23 protein-coding genes are annotated in these 20,197 nt (G+C 67.7%); 19 read left to right on the top strand and 4 right to left on the bottom strand.

Features of this window, described 5'->3' with window-relative positions:
• The first annotated feature begins 63 nt into the window (after positions 1-63).
• Positions 64-603 carry an O-acetyl-ADP-ribose deacetylase gene (locus tag Bsp3421_RS28005; protein WP_273999268.1) on the top strand — a complete coding sequence of 180 codons (540 nt, stop codon included), beginning with the start codon at positions 64-66 and terminating at the stop codon, positions 601-603.
• 30 nt (positions 604-633) lie between these two features.
• On the opposite strand, the gene trmL is transcribed toward Bsp3421_RS28005, so the two are convergent.
• A complete protein-coding gene (trmL, locus tag Bsp3421_RS28000; protein WP_273999267.1) occupies positions 634-1,104 on the bottom strand; it encodes a tRNA (uridine(34)/cytosine(34)/5-carboxymethylaminomethyluridine(34)-2'-O)-methyltransferase TrmL in 471 nt (156 codons plus the stop codon).
• Positions 1,105-1,146: 42 nt separating this feature from the next.
• Entirely contained in the window at positions 1,147-1,911 is a 765-nt protein-coding gene (locus tag Bsp3421_RS27995) for a ComF family protein (protein WP_273999266.1), read from the bottom strand.
• 82 nt (positions 1,912-1,993) lie between these two features.
• On the opposite strand from Bsp3421_RS27995, the gene Bsp3421_RS27990 reads away from it, so the two are divergent.
• The 8 genes from Bsp3421_RS27990 (at position 1,994) to Bsp3421_RS27955 (ending at position 8,965) form a co-directional block, all read left to right on the top strand.
• Positions 1,994-2,962 carry a methyltransferase domain-containing protein gene (locus Bsp3421_RS27990; protein WP_273999265.1) on the top strand — a complete coding sequence of 323 codons (969 nt, stop codon included), beginning with the start codon at positions 1,994-1,996 and terminating at the stop codon, positions 2,960-2,962.
• A gap of 196 nt (positions 2,963-3,158) precedes the next feature.
• Positions 3,159-3,674: a DUF2244 domain-containing protein gene (locus Bsp3421_RS27985; RefSeq protein ID WP_443111536.1), complete on the top strand. Its 516-nt coding sequence runs from the start codon at positions 3,159-3,161 to the stop codon at positions 3,672-3,674.
• Positions 3,675-3,724: 50 nt separating this feature from the next.
• Positions 3,725-5,293 (top strand): cytochrome c oxidase subunit II, encoded by a 1,569-nt coding sequence (gene coxB / locus Bsp3421_RS27980; protein ID WP_273999262.1) that lies wholly within the window; start codon positions 3,725-3,727, stop codon positions 5,291-5,293.
• 35 nt (positions 5,294-5,328) lie between these two features.
• On the top strand, positions 5,329-6,939 hold the full coding sequence (ctaD, locus tag Bsp3421_RS27975) for a cytochrome c oxidase subunit I (protein WP_273999261.1): 1,611 nt from the start codon (positions 5,329-5,331) through the stop codon (positions 6,937-6,939).
• Positions 6,940-7,002: 63 nt separating this feature from the next.
• Positions 7,003-7,143, top strand: a complete 141-nt coding sequence (locus Bsp3421_RS27970; RefSeq protein WP_273999260.1) for a cytochrome oxidase small assembly protein — start codon at positions 7,003-7,005, stop codon at positions 7,141-7,143.
• 22 nt (positions 7,144-7,165) lie between these two features.
• Complete coding sequence (locus Bsp3421_RS27965; RefSeq protein WP_273999259.1) at positions 7,166-7,765, top strand: cytochrome c oxidase assembly protein; 600 nt, start codon at positions 7,166-7,168, stop codon at positions 7,763-7,765.
• Positions 7,766-7,779: 14 nt separating this feature from the next.
• Complete coding sequence (locus Bsp3421_RS27960; RefSeq protein WP_252985129.1) at positions 7,780-7,983, top strand: DUF2970 domain-containing protein; 204 nt, start codon at positions 7,780-7,782, stop codon at positions 7,981-7,983.
• 124 nt (positions 7,984-8,107) lie between these two features.
• Positions 8,108-8,965: a cytochrome c oxidase subunit 3 gene (locus Bsp3421_RS27955; RefSeq protein WP_273999258.1), complete on the top strand. Its 858-nt coding sequence runs from the start codon at positions 8,108-8,110 to the stop codon at positions 8,963-8,965.
• Between the two features lie 148 nt (positions 8,966-9,113).
• On the opposite strand, the gene Bsp3421_RS27950 is transcribed toward Bsp3421_RS27955, so the two are convergent.
• Positions 9,114-9,323, bottom strand: a complete 210-nt coding sequence (locus Bsp3421_RS27950) for a twin transmembrane helix small protein (protein ID WP_273999257.1) — start codon at positions 9,321-9,323, stop codon at positions 9,114-9,116.
• A gap of 87 nt (positions 9,324-9,410) precedes the next feature.
• Between Bsp3421_RS27950 and Bsp3421_RS27945 the strand changes: the two genes are divergently transcribed.
• The 5 genes from Bsp3421_RS27945 to Bsp3421_RS27925 are packed head-to-tail and all read left to right on the top strand — an operon-like array spanning position 9,411 to position 13,536.
• Complete coding sequence (locus Bsp3421_RS27945) at positions 9,411-10,124, top strand: SURF1 family protein (RefSeq protein WP_273999256.1); 714 nt, start codon at positions 9,411-9,413, stop codon at positions 10,122-10,124.
• A gap of 57 nt (positions 10,125-10,181) precedes the next feature.
• Positions 10,182-10,826, top strand: a complete 645-nt coding sequence (locus Bsp3421_RS27940; protein ID WP_273999255.1) for an SCO family protein — start codon at positions 10,182-10,184, stop codon at positions 10,824-10,826.
• 33 nt (positions 10,827-10,859) lie between these two features.
• Positions 10,860-11,972: a COX15/CtaA family protein gene (locus Bsp3421_RS27935; protein WP_273999254.1), complete on the top strand. Its 1,113-nt coding sequence runs from the start codon at positions 10,860-10,862 to the stop codon at positions 11,970-11,972.
• 12 nt (positions 11,973-11,984) lie between these two features.
• Positions 11,985-12,887: a heme o synthase gene (gene cyoE / locus Bsp3421_RS27930; RefSeq protein WP_273999252.1), complete on the top strand. Its 903-nt coding sequence runs from the start codon at positions 11,985-11,987 to the stop codon at positions 12,885-12,887.
• A gap of 31 nt (positions 12,888-12,918) precedes the next feature.
• Complete coding sequence (locus Bsp3421_RS27925; protein WP_273999250.1) at positions 12,919-13,536, top strand: SCO family protein; 618 nt, start codon at positions 12,919-12,921, stop codon at positions 13,534-13,536.
• 138 nt (positions 13,537-13,674) lie between these two features.
• On the opposite strand, the gene Bsp3421_RS27920 is transcribed toward Bsp3421_RS27925, so the two are convergent.
• Positions 13,675-13,965 carry a YciI family protein gene (locus tag Bsp3421_RS27920; protein ID WP_273999248.1) on the bottom strand — a complete coding sequence of 97 codons (291 nt, stop codon included), beginning with the start codon at positions 13,963-13,965 and terminating at the stop codon, positions 13,675-13,677.
• 201 nt (positions 13,966-14,166) lie between these two features.
• Between Bsp3421_RS27920 and Bsp3421_RS27915 the strand changes: the two genes are divergently transcribed.
• The 5 genes from Bsp3421_RS27915 to Bsp3421_RS27895 all read left to right on the top strand — a co-directional run bounded on the left by Bsp3421_RS27915 (position 14,167) and on the right by Bsp3421_RS27895 (position 19,827).
• The gene (locus Bsp3421_RS27915) at positions 14,167-15,816 is read left to right on the top strand and encodes a methyl-accepting chemotaxis protein (protein ID WP_273999246.1); all 1,650 of its coding nucleotides are present in this window, start codon (positions 14,167-14,169) and stop codon (positions 15,814-15,816) included.
• Positions 15,817-15,969: 153 nt separating this feature from the next.
• A complete protein-coding gene (locus Bsp3421_RS27910) occupies positions 15,970-16,785 on the top strand; it encodes a MetQ/NlpA family ABC transporter substrate-binding protein (protein ID WP_273999245.1) in 816 nt (271 codons plus the stop codon).
• Between the two features lie 227 nt (positions 16,786-17,012).
• Positions 17,013-17,978, top strand: a complete 966-nt coding sequence (locus Bsp3421_RS27905; RefSeq protein WP_273999243.1) for an ABC transporter substrate-binding protein — start codon at positions 17,013-17,015, stop codon at positions 17,976-17,978.
• Between the two features lie 156 nt (positions 17,979-18,134).
• On the top strand, positions 18,135-19,031 hold the full coding sequence (locus Bsp3421_RS27900) for an ABC transporter permease (RefSeq protein ID WP_273999242.1): 897 nt from the start codon (positions 18,135-18,137) through the stop codon (positions 19,029-19,031).
• A 1-nt stretch (position 19,032) separates the two neighbouring features.
• Positions 19,033-19,827 (top strand): ABC transporter ATP-binding protein, encoded by a 795-nt coding sequence (locus Bsp3421_RS27895; RefSeq protein WP_273999240.1) that lies wholly within the window; start codon positions 19,033-19,035, stop codon positions 19,825-19,827.
• Positions 19,828-20,197 lie beyond the last annotated feature (370 nt).

The following is a 20,197-nucleotide window of genomic DNA, read 5'->3' as shown; positions in this document are numbered from 1 at the left end:
CAGCGCGGGCGCGCGGCGAACGCGCTAGGCTGTGCGCGGGCGAGGTTCGCCGTGGAGGCCGTCATGCCGCATCTCATCGGTTCGACTCAACTGGACGCGCGCGTCGTGGACATCACGACGCTCGCGCTCGACGCGATCGTCAACGCCGCCAACGAAACCCTGCTGGGCGGCGGCGGCGTCGACGGTGCGATCCACCGGGCGGCGGGCCCTGGCCTGCTGCGCGAATGCGCGGCGCTCGGCGGCTGCGCGACCGGCGATGCGAAGCTCACGCGCGGACACGGGCTGCCCGCGCGCTTCGTGATTCATACGGTGGGGCCGGTGTGGCAGGGCGGTGCGCACGGCGAGGCGGCGCTGCTCGCCTCGTGCTACCGGCGCGTGCTCGAGGCGGCGGCCGGGGCGGGCTGCCGGTCGCTCGCGTTTCCCGCGATCAGTTGCGGCGTGTACGGCTATCCGGCCGAGGCGGCGACCGCGATCGCCGTGCGCGCCGTGGGCGAGGCGCTGCGCGACGGCGGCCCCCAGGCCGGCTGCTTCGACCGGATCCTGTTCGCCTGCTTTTCCGAGCCGATGCTCGCGCTTTACCGCGCCGCGCTCGCCCGCGCCTGAGCGTCGCGCGTTCCGCTGCCTTCCTTCCGTTTACGCTCCGCCTTCGAAGCCCGCCTGACGCCACGCCTCGAACACGACGACCGCGACCGTATTCGACAGGTTCAGGCTGCGGTTGTCCGGCCGCATCGGCAGCCGCACGCGCTGGCTGGTTGGGAAGCGTTCGAGCAGCGGCGCGGGCAGGCCGCGCGTCTCCGGGCCGAACACGAACCAGTCGCCCGGCTGGAACGCGAGATCGTGGAAGCGACCCGAGCCGCGCGTCGTGAACGCGAACATGCGCGTCGGGTCCGGCGTTTCGGCGGCGACAAATGCCTCCCAGTCTCGGTGCACGCGCATGTTGGCGTACTCGTGGTAATCGAGCCCGGCGCGGCGCATGCGCGCGTCGTCGAGCGGGAAGCCGAGCGGCTCGATCAGATGCAGCCGCGCGCCGGTGTTCGCGCACAGGCGGATGACGTTGCCGGTGTTCGGCGGGATTTCGGGTTCGACGAGAACGACGTTGAACATGATTCGAGTCCGGCAAGTAGTCTTGATGTGAGTCAATCTATTTCAATCTTTCGCGGTGCGCAGCGCGACGAAATTCGTCACGCGGCGCGCACCCGCGTCCTTCAGGCAGCGCGCGAGCGCGCCGAGCGTCGCGCCCGACGTCATGACGTCGTCCACGAGCCCCACGTGCAGCCCGTCGACCGCGCGCGTCGGCGCGAAGGCCGCCGCGACGTTCGCGTGGCGCGCGCCGGCGTCGAGCCGCGACTGCGGCGCTGTGTCGACGCGCCGCTCGGCGAGCGTCGATACGGCGCGCGCCCGCAGGTGTCGCGCGAGCGGCCGGGCGATCGCCCACGCCTGGTTGTAGCCGCGCGCGACGAGCCGCCGCCGCGCGAGCGGCACGGGCGCGAGCAGGTCGAGGCCGTGCGCCGTGCCGAAGCGCTCGTGGGCGAGCCGCGCGAGACGGCCGGCGAATTCCGCGCCGAGCGCGAGCCGCGCGCGGAACTTCAGGTCGAGCGCGAGGCCGTCGAGCGGCGCGCGGTAATCGGCGAGCGCGAGCGTCGCGTCGAACGGCGGCGGCGCGTCGCGGCACGCGCGGCATCGATAGTCCGCGGCGGGCCGGGCGGGCAGCGGCAGCGCGCATTGCACGCAGCGCAGCCGCGCCTCGTTCCAGTACGCCGCGTCGCACTGCGCGCACAGCGTTCGCTGTGACAAATTGCCGCACAGCGCGCACAGATTCGGCAGCGCCCACGCGGCGAGGCGCGCCAGCGCGACGCCCGCGCACGAAAATGGGGCGCGGCGGTCGCGCCTCGGCGGGAGCGGCACGGACATCGGTTTTCTCCGGTGGGGCCCGCTTCGCTGAAGGGCGCGAAGCGAGCGAGTATACTTCGGGCTCTTCGCCAGTTTGCCCGACATGTCCCCAGCTCCCGCACCGACCGGCCGTCCGGCCTATGATCCACGACGCCTGCGGCGAATCTTCGACCGTCGCGCCGCCGCGTTCGACGCCGTGGCGTTCCTGCCGCGCGAGATCGCGCAGCGCATGTGCGAGCGCCTCGACTACATCAAGGTGAACCCGGCCGGCGTGCTCGACGCGGGCTGCGGCGTCGGCGACGATCTGCCGCTGCTGCGCGCGCGCTTTCCTGAAGCGCCGGTGTTCGGCGTCGACCTGTCGGGCGAGATGCTCGCGCGCGCGTCGGCGCGCGAGACCGCCGAGACGAGCTGGCGGCGCTTCCTGCCCGCCTCACTGGCGAAGGCGCTCGGCCATCGCGGGCCGCGCGTCGCGCAGGCCGACTTCTCCGCGCTGCCGTTCGCCGGCGGCGCCTTCGATTTCCTCTGGTCCAATCTCGCGCTGCACTGGCACGCGCGTCCCGATCTCGTCCTGCCGGAATGGCGCCGCGTGCTGCGCGTCGACGGGCTGCTGATGTTCAGCACCCTCGGCCCCGATTCACTGCGCGAGCTGCGCGCGGCGTTCGCGGAAGCCGAGGCCGCGGTCGGCGACGCGCGGCCGGATCCGCACGTGGTCGAGTTCGTCGACATGCACGACCTGGGCGACATGCTGGTCGAAAGCGGCTTCGAGATCCCCGTGATGGACCAGGAAGTGCTGACCGTCACCTACAAATCCGCCGATTCGCTGCTCGCGGACGTGCGCCGCTGGGGCGCTTATCCGTTCGAGCGCGGCGCGCGCCGGCAGGGGCCGTCGCGGCGCCTGCGGCGCGCGCTCGGCGACGCGCTGGAAACGCGCCGGCGCGACGACGGCACGATCCCGCTGACCTTCGAGGTGATCTACGGCCATGCCTGGAAGGCGGCGCCCCGCACGACCGCCGAAGGGCATGGGATCGTGCGCATCGAGGACATCGGCAAAGGGCGTCCCAGGCCTCGCTGAAGCGGTAAAGCGCGGATTTGTTATGTCTGGAATTAACGGCCGCGAGCGGGTGGAAAAAGTCCCCCGAAATGGCCGGAAAGCTTGTCGCGCTTGGCTCGCCGGGCGATGGGCGTTTGCTTGTGGATGCCCCTGATCGCGCCTATAATGCGTCAGTTTGTCGTCCTGGGGGTCCCCACAATACAGGGCGGCGAGCCCGATGCGGGCAAGCTCCACATGCCATTCGCGAGGGGTTGCGATGGAAGTAGCGGACAGTGTGACGGATGCCGAGCCGGTCCTGCGGGACTGGCTGATGAAGCGCAACTGCTCGGTGTCGCCGCGCCAGTTCGTGACTTTCTATGTATCGCTCGCGGCGTTTTCGCTTGTCATCGCAGCACTGTTGCTGTGGCGCGGTGCGTGGCTCGTGCTGCCCTTCACCGGGGTCGAGTTGCTGGCGGTCGGCGTCGCGTTTGCCATTTACGCGCGCCATGCGGTCGATTACGAACGCATCCGGCTGTTCCCTCATCGGCTGCTGATCGAGCGGATGAGCGCGGAGCAGCTGACGCAGATCGAATTCAACCCGCGCTGGGTGCGGGTCGAGCCGGCTGCGTCGCCGCGCGATCCGATCAGGCTGGTGTCGCGTGGGCAGACCGTGGTGGTCGGGCAGCATCTCGCGCAATACCGGCGCGCGCAGTTCGCACATGAGCTGCGTACGTCGCTGATGCGTTGCGGCTGAACGAGGCGGCCGGCGCAAAGCGAGGCAGCTTGCGACGGGGGAGGGTTTGAATGGAAATTTTGGGTAAGGAAGCTATGAAAACAATCAAGCGAGCCCTCATGGGCGTGCTGGCATGCAGTGGACTGCTCTTTGCCGGCGCCGCTCTGGCGGTCGGTGACAGTCCGGGCGGCCCCCGCGTCAACGAGATCAATCTCCAGCCGCCGGTCACGAAGATCGCTGAAGAACTCTACGATCTCCACACGATGATGCTGATCCTGTGTACGGTGATCTTCGTCGGCGTGTTCGGCGTGATGTTCTATTCGGTCTTCGCGCACCGCAAGTCCAAGGGCCACAAGGCCGCCAATTTCCACGAAAGCACCACCGTCGAAATCATCTGGACGATCGTGCCGTTCATCATCGTCGTGCTGATGGCGCTGCCCGCCACCAAGGCCGTCGTCGCGATGAAGGACACGACCAACGCCGACCTCACGGTCAAGGTCACCGGCTACCAGTGGAAGTGGGGCTACGACTACGTGAAGGGGCCGGGCGAAGGCATCAGCTTCCTGTCGACGCTGTCGACCCCGCGCAGCGAAGTGAACGGCCAGGCGCCGATCACCGACACCTACCTGCAGGAAGTCGACCACCCGCTCGTCGTGCCGGTCAACAAGAAGATCCGCATCATCACGACCGCCAACGACGTCGTCCACTCGTGGTATGTGCCCGCGTTCGGCGTGAAGCAGGATGCGATTCCGGGCTTCGTGCGCGACACCTGGTTCAAGGCCGACAAGGTCGGTACCTTCCGCGGCTTCTGCACGGAGCTGTGCGGCAAGGAGCACGCGTACATGCCGGTGGTCGTCGAAGTGCTGTCGGAAGACGACTACGCGAAGTGGGTCAAGGACCAGAAGTCCAAGCTGGCGGCCGCGGCCATCGACCCGAACAAGGTTTACACGAGCGCCGAGCTGATCGCGCACGGCGAAGAGGTTTACAAGGCCAACTGCGCGGTGTGCCACCAGCCGAACGGCAAGGGCCTCGGCGCGTTCCCGGCGCTCGACGGCAGCAAGATCGCGAACGGCCCGATCGCCGAGCACGTGAGCATCGTGCTGCACGGCAAGGCGGCGATGCCGACCTGGGCGTCGCTGTCGGATCTCGACATCGCTTCCGTGATCACCTACGAGCGCAATTCGTGGGGCAACCACATGGGCGATTCGCTGCAGCCGAAGCAGGTGGCCGACGCGCGCAGCGGCAAGCTGCCGGAAGGCGGCGCGCAGGCGGCCGCCCCCGCCGCGGAACCCGCGTCGGGCGCCGCTGCGTCGGCGCAGGCTGCCGCGCTGCCGGCCGCGATCTATTTCGAGACGGGCAAGAGCGAGCTGCCGGCGGACGCGAAGGACGCGATCGCCGCGGCAGCCGACTACGCGAAGGCGCATCCGGACGCGAAGCTCACGCTGTCGGGTTTCACCGACACGACGGGCTCGGCCGACGCGAACGCCGAACTGGCGAAGCACCGTGCGCTGATCGTGCGCGATGCGCTGAAGGCCGCCGGCGTCGCAGAGGACCGGATTGTGATGAAGAAGCCGGAAACGATCACGGGCGGGACGGACGCGAAGGAAGCCCGTCGCGTCGAGATCGCCCCGGCGGCTTGACGTGTTGTCGACGTTATTCGGATTAGGAGAGTTCTATGTCTAGCATCGGACACGATGTAGCCGCCGGCGGGCACGCCCACGACGACCACGCGCACGAGACGCCGCACGGCTGGCGCCGTTGGCTGTTCGCCACCAACCACAAGGACATCGGTACGCTGTACCTGCTGTTCTCGTTCATCATGTTCCTGTCGGGCGGCGTGATGGCGCTCGCGATCCGCGCCGAGCTGTTCGAGCCGGGCCTGCAGATCATGCGTCCGGAGTTCTTCAACGAACTCACGACGATGCACGGCCTGATCATGGTGTTCGGCGCGATCATGCCGGCCTTCGTCGGCTTCGCGAACTGGATGATCCCGCTGCAGATCGGCGCGTCCGACATGGCGTTCGCGCGGATGAACAACTTCAGCTTCTGGCTGCTGCCGGTCGCCGCGGTGCTGCTGGTCGGCTCGTTCTTCGCGCCGGGCGGCGCGACGGCCGCCGGCTGGACGCTGTACGCGCCGCTGTCGACCCAGATGGGCCCGGGCATGGACTTCGCGATCTTCGCGGTGCACATCATGGGCGCGTCGTCGATCATGGGCGGCATCAACATCATCGTGACGGTGCTGAACATGCGCGCGCCGGGCATGACGCTGATGAAGATGCCGCTGTTCGCCTGGACCTGGCTGATCACGGCGTTCCTGCTGATCGCCGTGATGCCGGTGCTCGCGGGCGCGATCACGATGGTGCTGTTCGACCGTCACTTCGGCACGTCGTTCTTCAATGCGGCAGGCGGCGGCGATCCGGTGATGTACCAGCACATCTTCTGGTTCTTCGGCCACCCCGAGGTGTACATCATGATCCTGCCGGCGTTCGGGATCGTGTCCGCGGTGATCCCGGCGTTCGCGCGCAAGCCGCTGTTCGGCTACAGCTCGATGGTCTACGCGACCGCGTCGATCGCGATCCTGTCGTTCATGGTCTGGGCGCACCACATGTTCGCGACGGGCATGCCGGTCACGGGCCAGCTGTTCTTCATGTACGCGACGATGCTGATCGCCGTGCCGACGGGCGTGAAGGTGTTCAACTGGGTCGCGACGATGTGGCGCGGCTCGATGACCTTCGAAACCCCGATGCTGTTCTCGATCGGCTTCCTGTTCGTGTTCACGTTCGGCGGCCTGACGGGCCTGATGCTCGCGATGGCGCCGCTCGACATCCAGTACCACGGCACCTATTTCGTGGTCGCCCACTTCCACTACGTGCTGGTGGCGGGCTCGCTGTTCGCGCTGTTCTCCGGGTGGTACTACTGGGCGCCGAAGTGGACGGGCTGGATGTACAACGAGACGCGCGGCAAGATCCACTTCTGGGCGTCGATGATCTTCTTCAACCTGACGTTCTTCCCGATGCACTTCGTCGGCCTCGCCGGCATGCCGCGTCGCTACGCCGACTATCCGGCGCAGTTCACCGACTTCAACCAGATCGCGACGATCGGCGCGTTCGGCTTCGGTCTCGCGCAGGTGTACTTCCTGTTCGCGGTCGCACTGCCGGCCTATCGCGGCGGCGGCGAACTGGAGAAGGCGTCCGACAAGCCGTGGGACGGCGCGACGGGCCTCGAGTGGACGGTGCCGAGCCCGGCTCCGTTCCACACCTTCGAGCATCCGCCGACGGTCGAGTAATCCCGTTCACGTTCTCCGCGCCGCCGGCAGGCGGCGCGGAGACTGCAACCTGAAAGCAAGCGTATGACCCGGAATCCACAACAAAGACGGTCGCCCGAGCAGATCCGCGCGGGCAACAAGCGGCTTGGCTTGATCCTGCTGGTGGCGGTGGCCGTTTTCTTTGTGGGTGTCGTCGTCAAGCAGTGGTTCCTGTCCACGTCCTGACGCAGTATTGAGGAAGTTCCGCATGTCGAAGTCCGAGGCTGACGCCGATCGTTCTTTCAACCGCGTGATGCTCGCGAAGCTCGTCGTCGTGGTGGGCTTGATGTTCGGCTTCGGTTTCGCGCTGGTGCCGATGTACCGCGCGATCTGCCAGATCACCGGCATCAACAACCTGTTGCAGCGCGACGTCAGCGCGCGCGAGGCGAAGAACACGCAGATCGACTACAGCCGCAAGGTGTCGATCGAGCTCGATGCGAATGCGCGCGGCCCGCTCGGCTTCAAGCCGGAGCAGAACAGCATCGACGTGCATCCGGGCGAGCTGACGACGGTGGTGTACGAAGTGACGAACGGGCAAGGCCGCCCGGTCGTCGCGCAGGCGATCCCGAGCTACGCGCCGAAGCAGGCGACGGAGTTCTTCAAGAAGATCGAGTGTTTCTGTTTCACGCAGCAGACGCTGGCGGCGAATGAAGCGCGCAAGATGCCGGTGGTGTTCGTGATCGATCCGAAGCTGCCGAAGGACGTGAAGACGATCACGCTGTCGTACACGTTCTTCGAACTGAATACGCCCGCGACGGCCACGACCGGCACGGCGGGGCGCACGGTGTCCGCGAAGCCGGACGCGTGACGAGGGAGGAGCGCATGACGAGTGACGCGGGCCGCAAAGGCAGTTTCATGAAGACGGTCAAGGCGGTGCTGTGGTCGTTCTTCGGGGTGCGCAAGCGGCGCGATCTCGAGGCCGACGCCGCGCAGCTCAATCCGCTGCACGTGCTGCTGGTCGCGCTGATCGCGGCGGCGCTGTTCATCGGCGTGCTGATCGCGATCGTGCACGCGGTGGTCGGGTAGGGGCAGGGTATCGACGGGCGTGTCACGGCGCGCCCGTGGCAGAAAGCGAAGCGGCGCCGTCGCGCGCCGCTAGAAATAAAGCCGGGACTTCCGGAACAAATTGGACTGAAGTGGAGAATCAAGCATGAGCGGTCAAAACGAGAGCCCGTACTATTTCGTGCCGCATCCGTCACATCATCCGATCAGCGCGGCCGTCGGCCTGCTGGCGATGCTGGGGTCATTTGCGCTTTGGATCAACGGTGAGCCGTGGGCGCCATATACCGCGCTGCTTGGCCTGCTGTGGTTCCTCTTCACGCTGTACCACTGGTTCGGCGACGCGATCGCCGAGTCGGAGGGCGGGCAGTACGGCAAGCGGGTCGACGTGTCGTACCGCTGGAGCATGAGCTGGTTCATCTTCTCCGAAGTGATGTTCTTCGGCGCGTTCTTCGGCGCGCTGTTCTACGCGCGCGAAATCGCGCTGCACCAGCTGGGCAGCCTCGACTACAAGCTGATCTGGCCGGACTTCAGCGCCGTGTGGCCGAACGAAGGCCCGGCCGCGCTCGCCGGTCACTTCAAGACGATGGGCCCGTGGCCGATCCCGACGCTGAACACCGCGTTCCTGCTGTCGTCGGGCGCGACGCTCACGGTGTCGCACCATGCGCTGCGCGACGATCACCGCAAGAAGGCGATCGCCTGGCTCGCCGCGACGCTCGTGCTCGGCGTGTGCTTCCTGTTCCTGCAGGGCTTCGAGTACTTCCACGCGTACAACGAACTGAACCTGACGCTCGGCTCGGGCGTGTACGGCTCGACGTTCTTCCTGCTGACGGGCTTCCACGGTTTCCACGTGTTCCTCGGCGGCACGATGCTCGCGGTGGTGCTGGTGCGGATGATCCGCGGCCACTTCAAGCCGGATCACCATTTCGCGTTCGAAGGCGCCGCCTGGTACTGGCACTTCGTCGACGTCGTCTGGCTCGGCCTGTACGTCGTCGTCTACTGGCTGTAATGAAAACGGCCCGCGCAGCGATGCGCGGGCCGTCGTGCCTGGGTCGGGCGCTTCGCCGCGCGAACCCGAGCCGGATCCGCCGCGCCGCCCCGACTTCGTCAGGCGGCGCTTTTGCTTGAAGGTGCCCGAGCTGCGGCGATATGCCGCATCAGCGGCCGATCGGCAAACCGGTCGAATGGATCCAGCCCATCCAGTTTGCGAACAGGATGAACAGGAACAGCGTGATCGACAGGCCGACCCGCGCCGCGAGCGACCAGACCATGCGCTTCGTCTGGCCGCGGTCGTGCATCATGAAATACAGCGCCGACCCCAGGCTGGCAATGATGAGGACGAACGCGATCGGAACGAGGATGTGCATGAAGCTGACCGGAAACCGGTGGATCGAAAGGGAGGCGTCAATTATCGCACTTCACCTGTGCGGGTGTCGCCCGGGGAGCGCGCGTCGATGAAGTTCCGTTGGCTCCCCGTCCTCCTGATCTTCCTGGTGGTCGCCGTGACCGTGCGGCTCGGTTTCTGGCAGCTCGACCGCGCCCACCAGAAGGAAGCCCTCGCCGACAGCATCGCGCGCTACGAGCAGGCGCCCGCGCGCGCGCTGGATGCGCAGCCGATTGCGCTGCGCGACATCGAATTCCACCGGGTGCGCGCGGTCGGCCGCTTCCTGCCGGCGCGCGCGGTCTACCTGGACAACCGGCCGTACCACGATCAGCCGGGCTTCTACGTGGTGATGCCGCTCGAGCTGTCGGGCGGCGGCTATGTGCTCGTCAATCGCGGCTGGCTGCCGCGCAACATCGCGGATCGCACCGCGATCGAGGCGTTCCCGACGCCGCCGGGCGAGGTCGCGATCGAGGGCATCGCGCGCGCCGACGCGTCGCGCGCATTCGAGCTGGGCGAGGGCGGGTCCGCCGCGAACCAGCGGATCCGTCAGAATCTCGACGTCGCCGAGTACGCGCGCGAAACCGGGCTGCCGCTGCAGCCGTTCGTGATCCAGCAGACGAACGATATCGGCGACCGGCTCGTGCGCGACTGGCCCGCGCCGACGCTCGGCGTCGAGCGCAACTACGGCTACATGGCCCAGTGGTGGGCGATGGCGGCCGCGGCCGTCGGATTCGGTCTGTACGCGGCGCGGCGCGCCGCGCGCAAGTCATCGGGCGCGGCGTGAGCCGCGCGGGTTTGTCGCGCGGCGGATCGCGCCGCGCCTAGTTTGGAGAGGTCTCTTTTGTCTACGCAATCTTCCCGCCCGACGCCACCCGAGGCGAGCCGCTCGCCCGCCCCGCAACGCGGTTCGTGGCAGCGCGGCCGCTGGATGCTGCTGTTGCTCGCGCTGGTCTGCGCGGCGCCCATGCTCGCGTCGTATTTCACCTACTACGTGATCCGGCCGCAGGGCGGCTCGACCAACTACGGCACGCTGATCGAGCCGCAGCGGCCGATCCCGGCCGCGTTCGAGGTCACCGACGAGCACGGCGCGCGCGTGCCGCTCGCGTCGCTGCGCGGCGTCTGGCTGCTCGTGATGGTGAACGGCGGCGCCTGCGACGAGGCCTGCGCGAAGAAGCTCTACTTCATGCGCCAGGTGCGCGCGACGCAGGCGGGCGAGCGCCACCGGATCACGATGGTGTGGCTGCGCAGCGATGCGGCGGCCGTGCCCGACGTGATCGGGCGCGCCTACCCCGACACCCGCGAGTTGAGCGCCGATCCGGCCGAACTCGCGAAATGGCTGCCGGTCGACGCCGGCACGCAGTTGAGCGACCACATCTACATGGTCGATCCGAACGGCAATCTGATGATGCGTTTCCCGAAGAATCCGGACCCGAGCAAGATCAAGCGCGACGTGACGAAGCTGCTCAAGTGGTCGAGCATCGGTTGAGCGCAGGCCGCGCCCGCTAACAGGAAACCCGAGATGTCGTATCTAGTGCAACTGGGCCTCATCGGCCTGTGCATCGCGCTGCTGCCGCTGTCCTACGTGTGGGTGAAGGCCGATGACAACAAATTCCGCAAGCTGGTGTGGATCACGACCTTCCTCACGCTCGACCTCGTGATGTTCGGCGGCTTCACGCGCCTGACCGATTCAGGGCTCGGCTGCCCGGACTGGCCGGGCTGCTACGGCACCGCATCGCCGTTCATCGCGCATGCGGCGATCACGGCCGCGCACCAGGCGATGCCGACCGGCCCCGTGTCGATGACGAAGGCCTGGATCGAGATGATCCACCGCTACTTCGCGATGGCGATCGGCGTGCTGATCATCGCGCAGGTCGTGATCGCGTGGACGGCCCGGCTGCGCCGTCGCCCGCTGCACGTGTCGCCGTGGTGGCCGACCGGGCTGCTGCTGCTGATCCTGGTGCAGGGCGCGTTCGGCGCCTGGACGGTGACGATGAAGCTGCAGCCCGTGATCGTCACGATCCACCTGCTGCTCGGCCTCACGCTGCTCGGCGCGCTCGGCTGGCTGGCCGCGCGCCAGACGCCGCCGCCCGCGCACGATCCCGGGGCGGGGCGTTATCGCGCGGCGGCGCTCGCGGCGCTCGTGCTGCTCGTCGTGCAGATCGCGCTGGGCGGCTGGGTCAGCACCAACTACGCGGTGCTCGCGTGCACCGATTTCCCGACCTGCAACGGCCAGTGGATTCCGCCGATGGATTTCACGCACGGCTTCCACCTGTGGCGCGCGCTCGGCATGACCAAGGACGGCGACGCGATCACCCAGGACGCGCTGGTCGCGATTCACTGGACCCATCGCACCTTCGCGTTCGTCGTGGTCGCCTACCTGATCGGCCTCGCGCTGCGGCTGCGCCGTTTCGCGTCGCTGCGGCGGCCGGCCGACGGCGTGCTGCTGGTGGTCGTGCTCCAGTTCGTCACGGGCTTGACCAATATCGTGTTGCAGTGGCCTTTGCCCGTCGCCGTCGCGCATAACGGCGGCGCCGCGATCCTGCTGCTGCTCGTCATCATGCTAAACTTTCGCATCCTTTCAAGTCGCCCCGGCCGGATCGCGCAGCCTGCGCGCGACACCGCGGCCGCCTGACGCCGAGCGCCCATGCAGACCTCACTCTCCCAGACCCCCGGTAGCCGTCTTTCCCAGTACCTGGCCCTGACGAAGCCGCGGGTCACGCAGCTCGCGGTGTTCTGCGCGGTGATCGGGATGTTCCTCGCGACCCCGGGCATGGTGCCGTGGACGGTGCTGCTCGGCGGCACGGTCGGCATCTGGCTGCTGGCGGGCGCGGCGTTCGCGATCAACTGTCTCGTCGAGCAGAAGATCGACGCGATGATGCGCCGCACGGCGTGGCGGCCGTCGGCGCGCGGCGAGATCACGAGCGCGCAGATCCTGCTGTTCTCGGCCGTGCTCGGCGGCGCCGGCGCCTGGACCCTCTACACGTTCACGAATCCGCTGACGATGTGGCTCACGATCGCGACCTTCGTCGGCTACGCGGTGATCTACACGCTGCTGCTCAAGCCGATGACGCCGCAGAACATCGTGATCGGCGGCGCGTCCGGCGCGATGCCGCCCGCGCTCGGCTGGGCCGCGGTCACGGGCGCGGTGCCGGGCGATGCGTGGATCCTCGTGCTGATCATCTTCGTCTGGACGCCGCCGCATTTCTGGGTGCTCGCGCTGTATCGCCGCAAGGACTACGAGAACGCGGGCCTGCCGATGCTGCCGAACACGCACGGCGAGCAGTACACGCGCCTGCACATCCTGCTGTACACGGTGATCCTGTTCGCCGTCACGATGATGCCGTTCATCTCCGGGATGAGCGGAATCGTCTATCTGACGAGCGCGGTGCTGCTCGGCGCGGTGTTTCTCGCCTATGCCTGGAAGATCTACCGTGATTACTCCGATGCGCTCGCGCGCCAGGCGTTCCGCTACTCGATCATCTACTTGTCGCTGCTGTTCGTCGCGCTGCTCGTCGATCACTACGCGCATCCGCTGCTCGGGATGTGACGTCCATGCTTTTGCTTTGGTCCGGAATCCGATGCTGAATTCATTGTTTGGGCGCCGCGCGCGCCAGGGCTGGCTCGCCGCCGGCGCGATCGCGGGCGCGCTGCTGCTCGCCGGCTGCAGCAAGGCCCCGGCGTTCCAGAACGTCGACATCACCGGCAACACCCAGTTCGGCAGCGATTTCGCGCTGCCCGACACCGCCGGCAAGGTGCGCACGCTGGCGGACTTCAAGGGCCGGGCGGTCGTGATGTTCTTCGGCTACACCCATTGCCCCGACGTGTGCCCGACCACGATGGCCGAGCTGTCGCAGGCGCTGCAGCAGCTCGGGCCGGATGCGGCCAAGCGCGTGCAGGTGCTGTTCGTGACCGTCGATCCGGAGCGCGACACGGCCGAGCTGCTCGGCCAGTACGTGCCCGCCTTCAATCCGACCTTCGTCGGCCTGCGTCCGGCCGACGAGGCGCAGCTCAAGAAGATCACCAAGGATTTCCGCGTCTACTACGCGAAGGTGCCGGGCAAGACGCCGGGAAGCTATACGATGGACCACACCGCCGCGAGCTACGTGTTCGACCCGGACGGCAAGCTGCGTCTGTTCGTGCGCGACGGCCAGGGCCCCGCGCCGTGGGTCCACGACCTGAAGCTGCTGCTCGGCTGAGCGGCGAGGCCGTTTGGCGCGGCCGTTCGGCGCGGCCTTGCGGCGAGACCTTTTTCCTTCCCTTCCCGCCTTTTTCGCTTTTCCCCGCCTTTGCCCCGCCGGACGCGGCCCTGCGCCCCGTCCGGCGGCGGCGCGCGCCTACGGCAGCGCCGGCAGATTCAGGCCGTCGGCCGCACGGGTCATGCGGAACTCCGTCACCGAGTAGGTCGCGAGCTGTTCGGTGACGAACGGATCGCTCCGCAGGATCGCGTCGAGCGCGTCGCGATCGATGCGCGCGGCGAGGATCACGCCGCCCGTGCGCGGCACCTTCGGGCCGGCGGCGATGAACACGCCCGCGTCGAAGTGCCGCTGCAGGAAGGCGCGATGGCGTTCGAGCGCGTCGTCGATGCGCTCGAGCGACACCGTGTACTGGATGTCGATGACGTACATGGAGGTCTCACGAGGACGCCGCGACACCGTGTCGCGGCCAGCGCTCCTTGTAGCACAGCGTGCGGCGCGGTGCGGATTTCGTGGCGGATTCCATTCAAGTTGTAAGCCGGCGTGCCGTAATAAACGGAGGCGATCGTTAGCAGGCGAGAGGCCGGCCTGCGGGCGGTGTGCGAAGACAAGACACTGAAAAAGGCACGCACGATGAGCAGAATGAGTTTGAACCGCAAGCTGTGGCTGGCGCTTGCGCTCGTATGGGTCGGATTGTTGGGGGTGGGCGCGTGGAGCGCGTTCGAGACGCGCGCGACGATGCTCGCCGAGCGCAAGGCGGGCATGACGAATCTCGTCGACGCCGCGCAGGGCGTGGTGCAGTCGTACTACGCGCTGTCCCAGAGCGGCGCGATGAGCGAGGCCGATGCGCAGCGCGACGCGCTCGCGCGGCTCGCGGCGATGCGCTACGACGGCGACTCCGGCTATGTGTTCGTGACCGACGCGAAGCCCACGGTGCTCATGCACCCGACGCTGCCGAAGCTGGTCGGCACCGTGGTCAGCGATTTCAAGGATCCCGACGGCAAGCTGCTGTTCGTCTCGGTGGTGAACGCGGCGAAGGCCGACGGACGCGGCTTCGTGAACTACCGCGGCCGGCTGCCGCACAGCGAGACGGCGGTGCCGAAGATCAGCTACGTGACGCGCTTCGCGCCGTGGGACTGGTACATCTCGAGCGGCGTGTTCATCAAGGACATCGATACGGTCTACTACGAGACCCTGGTCGGCCACCTCGCGGTGGTGGCGGTGATCGGGGCCGTGATCACGCTCGCGATGCTCGTGATCATCCGCAACGTGCGGCGCAGCCTCGGCGGCGAGCCGGACGAGGCGGCCGCCCTGGCCGCGCGCATCGCGCTCGGCGACCTGACCCAGACGGTGCCGGTGCGCCCGGGCGATACCCACAGCATGATGGCCGCGATGCACGAGATGCAGGACCGGCTGCAAGGCACGATCGGCGGCATCCGCCATGCGGCGGAATCGATCGCGGCGGCCAGCCAGCAGATCGCGGCCGGCAACAACGACCTGTCGGCGCGCACCGAGCAGCAGGCGGCCTCGCTGGAGGAGACCGCCGCGAGCATGGAAGAGCTGACCGCGACCGTCAAGCAGAACGCCGACAACGCGCGCCAGGCGAGCGGCCTCGCGCACAACGCGTCGGACATCGCGCTCAAGGGCAACGACGTGGTGAACCGCGTGATCGGCACGATGGGCGAGATCAACGACAGTTCGCAGAAGATCGCCGACATCATCGGCGTGATCGAAGGCATTGCGTTCCAGACCAACATCCTCGCGCTGAACGCGGCCGTCGAAGCGGCGCGCGCGGGCGAGCAGGGTCGCGGCTTCGCGGTGGTGGCGGGCGAGGTGCGCTCGCTCGCGCAGCGCAGCGCGACGGCGGCCAAGGAGATCAAGCAGCTGATCAATGTGTCGGTCGAGCGCGTGCACAACGGCTCGTCGCTGGTCGGCCAGGCCGGCACGACGATGAGCGAGATCCTGCAGGCGGTGCGGCGCGTGACCGACATCATGGGCGAGATCGCCGCCGCGTCCGAGGAGCAGGCGAGCGGGATCACCCAGGTCGGCCGCGCGGTCACGCAGATGGACGAGGTCACCCAGCAGAACGCGGCGCTCGTCGAGGAGGCGACCGCCGCGGCCGCGTCGCTGCAGGAACAGGCGGCGCGCCTGCGCGAATCGGTCAGCGCGTTCCAGGTGCGCGGCGCTCCGCCGCCGCGCACGGCGCGCGCGCCGGCGCGACCGGCCGCGCCGAGCGGCGGGAGCGGGGACGACGCGGCGCGCGCCGAGCCGGCCCTGGCCTGAGGCATACCCATATGAGCGGGATGTATTTCACAGGGCGCGGATCCTGTGCCACCATCTGCGCTCTGTCGGACGGGCGGCCTCGGGCCGCCATCCGTCCCTCATGAGTTCCCTTTTCGAGCCTGATCCGTACTGCAAGCAAGCGAGACATAACAGATGAAGCGTCGCAATCTCCTGAAAGTGGTTTCCGTCGTCGCGGCCGGCGCGGCACTGAGCATCGCCTCCGGCGCGTACGCGCAGGACAAGGTCATCAAGGTCGGCACCGTCGCCGGGCCGGACTCGGAGGTGTGGCAGGTCGTGCAGAAGGTCGCGAAGGAGAAGGAAGGCCTGACCGTCAAGGTCATCGAGTTCAACGACTACGTGCAGCCGAACGCGGCGCTCGACGCGGGCGACCTCGACGCGAACAGCTTCCAGCACGGGCCCTACCTCGACAGCCAGGTGAAGCAGCGCGGCTACAAGATCGTCAGCGCCGGGCTCACCTACATCTCGCCGATCGGCGTGTACTCGAAGAAGTTCAAGTCGCTCAAGGATCTGCCGCAGGGCGCGAAGGTCGCGCTGCCGAACGATCCGTCGAACGAGAACCGCGCGCTGCTGCTGTTGCAGTCGCAAGGCGTGATCAAGCTGAAGGCGGGCGCCGGCACGGGCGGCAACAACGCGACCGTGCTCGACATCGCCGAGAACCCGAGGAAGCTCAAGCTGACGGAACTCGACGCCGCGCAATTGCCGCGCGTGCTCGGCGATGTCGACGCGGCGGTGATCAACACCAACTACGCGTTGGCCGCGAACCTGCAGCCGACCAAGGACGCGATCGCGCTCGAATCGCTGACGAGCCCGTACGCGAACCTGATCGCGGTGCGCGCGAAGGACAAGGATCAGCCGTGGGTGAAGAAGCTCGTGAAGGCGTACCAGTCGCCCGAGGTGAAGGAATTCATCGCGAAGCAGTTCAAGGGCTCGATGGTCGCATCGTTCTGAGCCGCGCGCTTCGGCGCGCCGTGGTTTCATGGAAAAGCCCGCACGTGATCGTGCGGGCTTTTTTCATGGGCGCGCCGGATGGGTGCGCGCCTCGAAATTCATATTAATGGAATGGTATGCTCGTGCGCTGGCTGACGATCGCATGACAGGCGCGCGCGTCATGCGACGCGGCCCGATTCACCCTATAGAACCCAAAACCCAGAACCGATACCGGGGGAGACTCATACATGAAGCGTTTCAAGGCAGTGGCCGTCCAATCGATCCTGGCGGGCGCGGTGTCGCTCGCGATGCTGTCCGGCGCACACGCGCAGACCGTCAAGGTCCTGTCGATCGTCGACCACCCCGCGCTCGATGCGATCCGCGACGGCGTGCGCGCGGAGCTGAAGGCGTCCGGCTACGACGGCGACAAGCTCAAGTGGGAATACCAGAGCGCGCAGGGCAATACCGGCACCGCCGCGCAGATCGCCCGCAAGTTCATCGGCGACCAGCCCGACGTGATCGTCGCGATCGCGACGCCCGCCGCGCAGGCCGTGGTCGCGTCGACCAAGAACGTGCCGGTCGTCTACTCGGGCGTGACCGATCCGGTCGCCGCGCAGCTCGTGAAGGGCTGGGGGCCGTCGGGCACCAACGTGACGGGCGTGTCCGACAAGCTGCCGCTCGACCGCCAGGTCGCGCTGATCAAGCGCGTGGTGCCGAAGGCCAAGACGGTCGGGATGGTCTACAACCCGGGCGAGGCGAACTCGGTCGTGGTCGTCAAGGAACTCAAGGATCTGCTCGCGAAGCAGGGGATGAGCCTCAAGGAGGCGGCCGCGCCGCGCACCGTCGACATCGCGTCCGCCGCGAAGAGCCTGATCGGCAAGGTCGACGTGATCTACACGAACACCGACAACAACGTCGTGTCCGCCTACGAGGCGCTCGTGAAGGTCGCGAACGAGGCGAAGATCCCGCTGGTCGCGGGCGACACCGACAGCGTGAAGCGCGGCGGCATCGCGGCGCTCGGGATCAACTACGGCGATCTCGGCCGCCAGACCGGCAAGATCGTGGTGCGGATCCTGAAGGGCGAGAAGCCGGGCGCGATCGCGTCCGAGACGAGCAGCAACCTCGAACTGTTCGTCAACACGGACGCGGCCGCGAAGCAGGGCGTCACGCTCTCGCCCGACCTCGTGAAGGAAGCGAAGACGGTCATCAAGTAAGACGCGACGCATGCGCCGCCGCGCGAGCGGGCGGCGCGGTTGCGCGGGCCCTACCGGGCCACGATAGAACAGGCGGACGGCGCGCCCGACCCGGGCCCGCCGCCGATGCCGACCGGGCGCGGCACGCGTGCCGCGCCCGCAACAGGATTCCCCATCATGTCTTTGTTTTCGTTGCTGGGCGCGCTGGAGATCGGCCTGATCTTCAGCCTCGTCGCCCTCGGGGTGCTGATCTCGTTCCGCATCCTCAACTTTCCCGACCTGACCGTCGACGGCAGCTTTCCGCTCGGCGGCGCCGTCGCCGCGACGCTGATCGCGGCCGGCCATGATCCATTCACCTCGACCCTCGTCGCGATCGCCGCGGGCGCGTGCGCCGGCTTCATCACCGGCTGGCTCAACGTGCGCCTCAAGATCATGGATCTGCTCGCGAGCATCCTGATGATGATCGCGCTGTACTCGGTCAACCTGCGGATCATGGGGCGGCCCAACGTGCCGCTGATCACCGAGCCGACCATTTTCTCGGTGCTGCAGCCCGACTGGATGCCCGACTACGTGCTGCGCCCGGCCCTGCTGTGCGTGGTCGTGGTGGTCGCGAAGCTCGGCCTCGACTGGTTCTTCTCGTCGCAGCTCGGCCTCGCGATGCGCGCGACCGGCGCGAATCCGCGCATGGCGCGCGCGCAGGGAATCGCCACTGGCCGCGCGACGCTCGCCGGGATGGCGCTGTCGAACGCGCTCGTCGCGCTGGCGGGCGCGCTGTTCGCGCAGACCCAGGGCGGCGCCGACATCTCGATGGGGATCGGCACGATCGTGATCGGCCTCGCCGCCGTGATCATCGGCGAGACGCTCCTGCCCGCGCGCCGGCTGGTGCTGACGACGCTGGCCGTCGTGATCGGCGCGATTCTCTATCGCTTCTTCATCGCGCTCGCGCTCAACAGCGATTTCATCGGCCTGAAGGCGCAGGATCTGAACCTCGTCACCGCGCTGCTCGTCACGGTCGCGCTGGTGCTGCCCGCAACCCGCAAGAAGTTGTTCGCGCGCAAGAACGGAGGGGCATGAGATGCTGTCCGCACACGACCTGAAACTCACCTTCAATCCCGGCACGCCGATCGAGACCCGCGCGCTGCGCGGCCTGTCGCTGGAGATCCCGGACGGCCAGTTCGTCGCGGTGATCGGCTCGAACGGCGCCGGCAAATCCACCTTCCTGAACGCGATCAGCGGCGACCAGCCGGTCGACGCCGGCCGCATCTCGATCGACGGCGCCGAAGTCACGCGCCGCCCGGCGTGGGATCGCGCGCACCTCGTCGCGCGCGTGTTCCAGGACCCGATGGCGGGCACCTGCGAGGCGCTGACGATCGAGGAGAACATGGCGCTCGCGACCGCGCGCGGCGTGCGGCGCGGCTTTCGCCCGGCGCTCAACCGCGCGTCGCGCGAGCTGTTCCGCGACAAGCTGCGGCTCCTGAACCTCGGGCTCGAGAACCGCCTGGCCGATCGCATCGGCCTGCTGTCGGGCGGCCAGCGGCAGGCGGTGAGCCTGTTGATGGCGTCGCTGCGGCCGTCGCGGATCCTGCTGCTCGACGAGCACACCGCGGCGCTCGACCCGAAGACGGCCGCGTTCGTGCTGGAGCTGACCGCGCGCATCGTCGCCGAGGGCAAGCTGACGACGATGATGGTCACCCACAGCATGCGGCAGGCGCTCGACTACGGCGATCGCACGGTGATGCTGCACCAGGGGCAGGTGGTGCTCGACGTGGCCGGCGACGCGCGCAAGGGCCTCGACGTGCCCGACCTGCTGCAGATGTTCGAGAAGGTGCGGCACGAGCGGCTCGACGACGACGCGCTGCTGCTGGGGTGAAGCGCACCGTGGGGGCGCGCGTGGTGCGTCCCCACGGTGTCGGGCCGGGCGTTCGCTCCATGAAAGAGGCGGCTCCGGACTGATCTTCAAAGGTTTTCCTGCGGGACTTATCGGTGATGCAGGCGTGATCCGAAGAGGGTGGAATAAATTAAACGAACAGACTCTTCGGCGGCATTCGACGCCGAACATCCATGATTCGCTGCGGGTGCGAATAGTGCACGACAGGCGCGTGGATCTGCCCTCGTCTTCCGACTGGCGGCCACCGATTACAGGCGAGACGTAACCGGGCGCGGATGTGATTCACGCCGGGCGAAGCCCGGGCGTCGAAAATCTCCCGGGCCTCGCTGTGTATTATTGAAATCCTGCGCGA

It is taken from the genome of Burkholderia sp. FERM BP-3421, from assembly GCF_028657905.1.
GTDB lineage: Bacteria > Pseudomonadota > Gammaproteobacteria > Burkholderiales > Burkholderiaceae > Burkholderia.
Note: the sequence above shows the minus strand (reverse complement) of the source record. Positions and strands in the feature narration are given on the sequence as shown.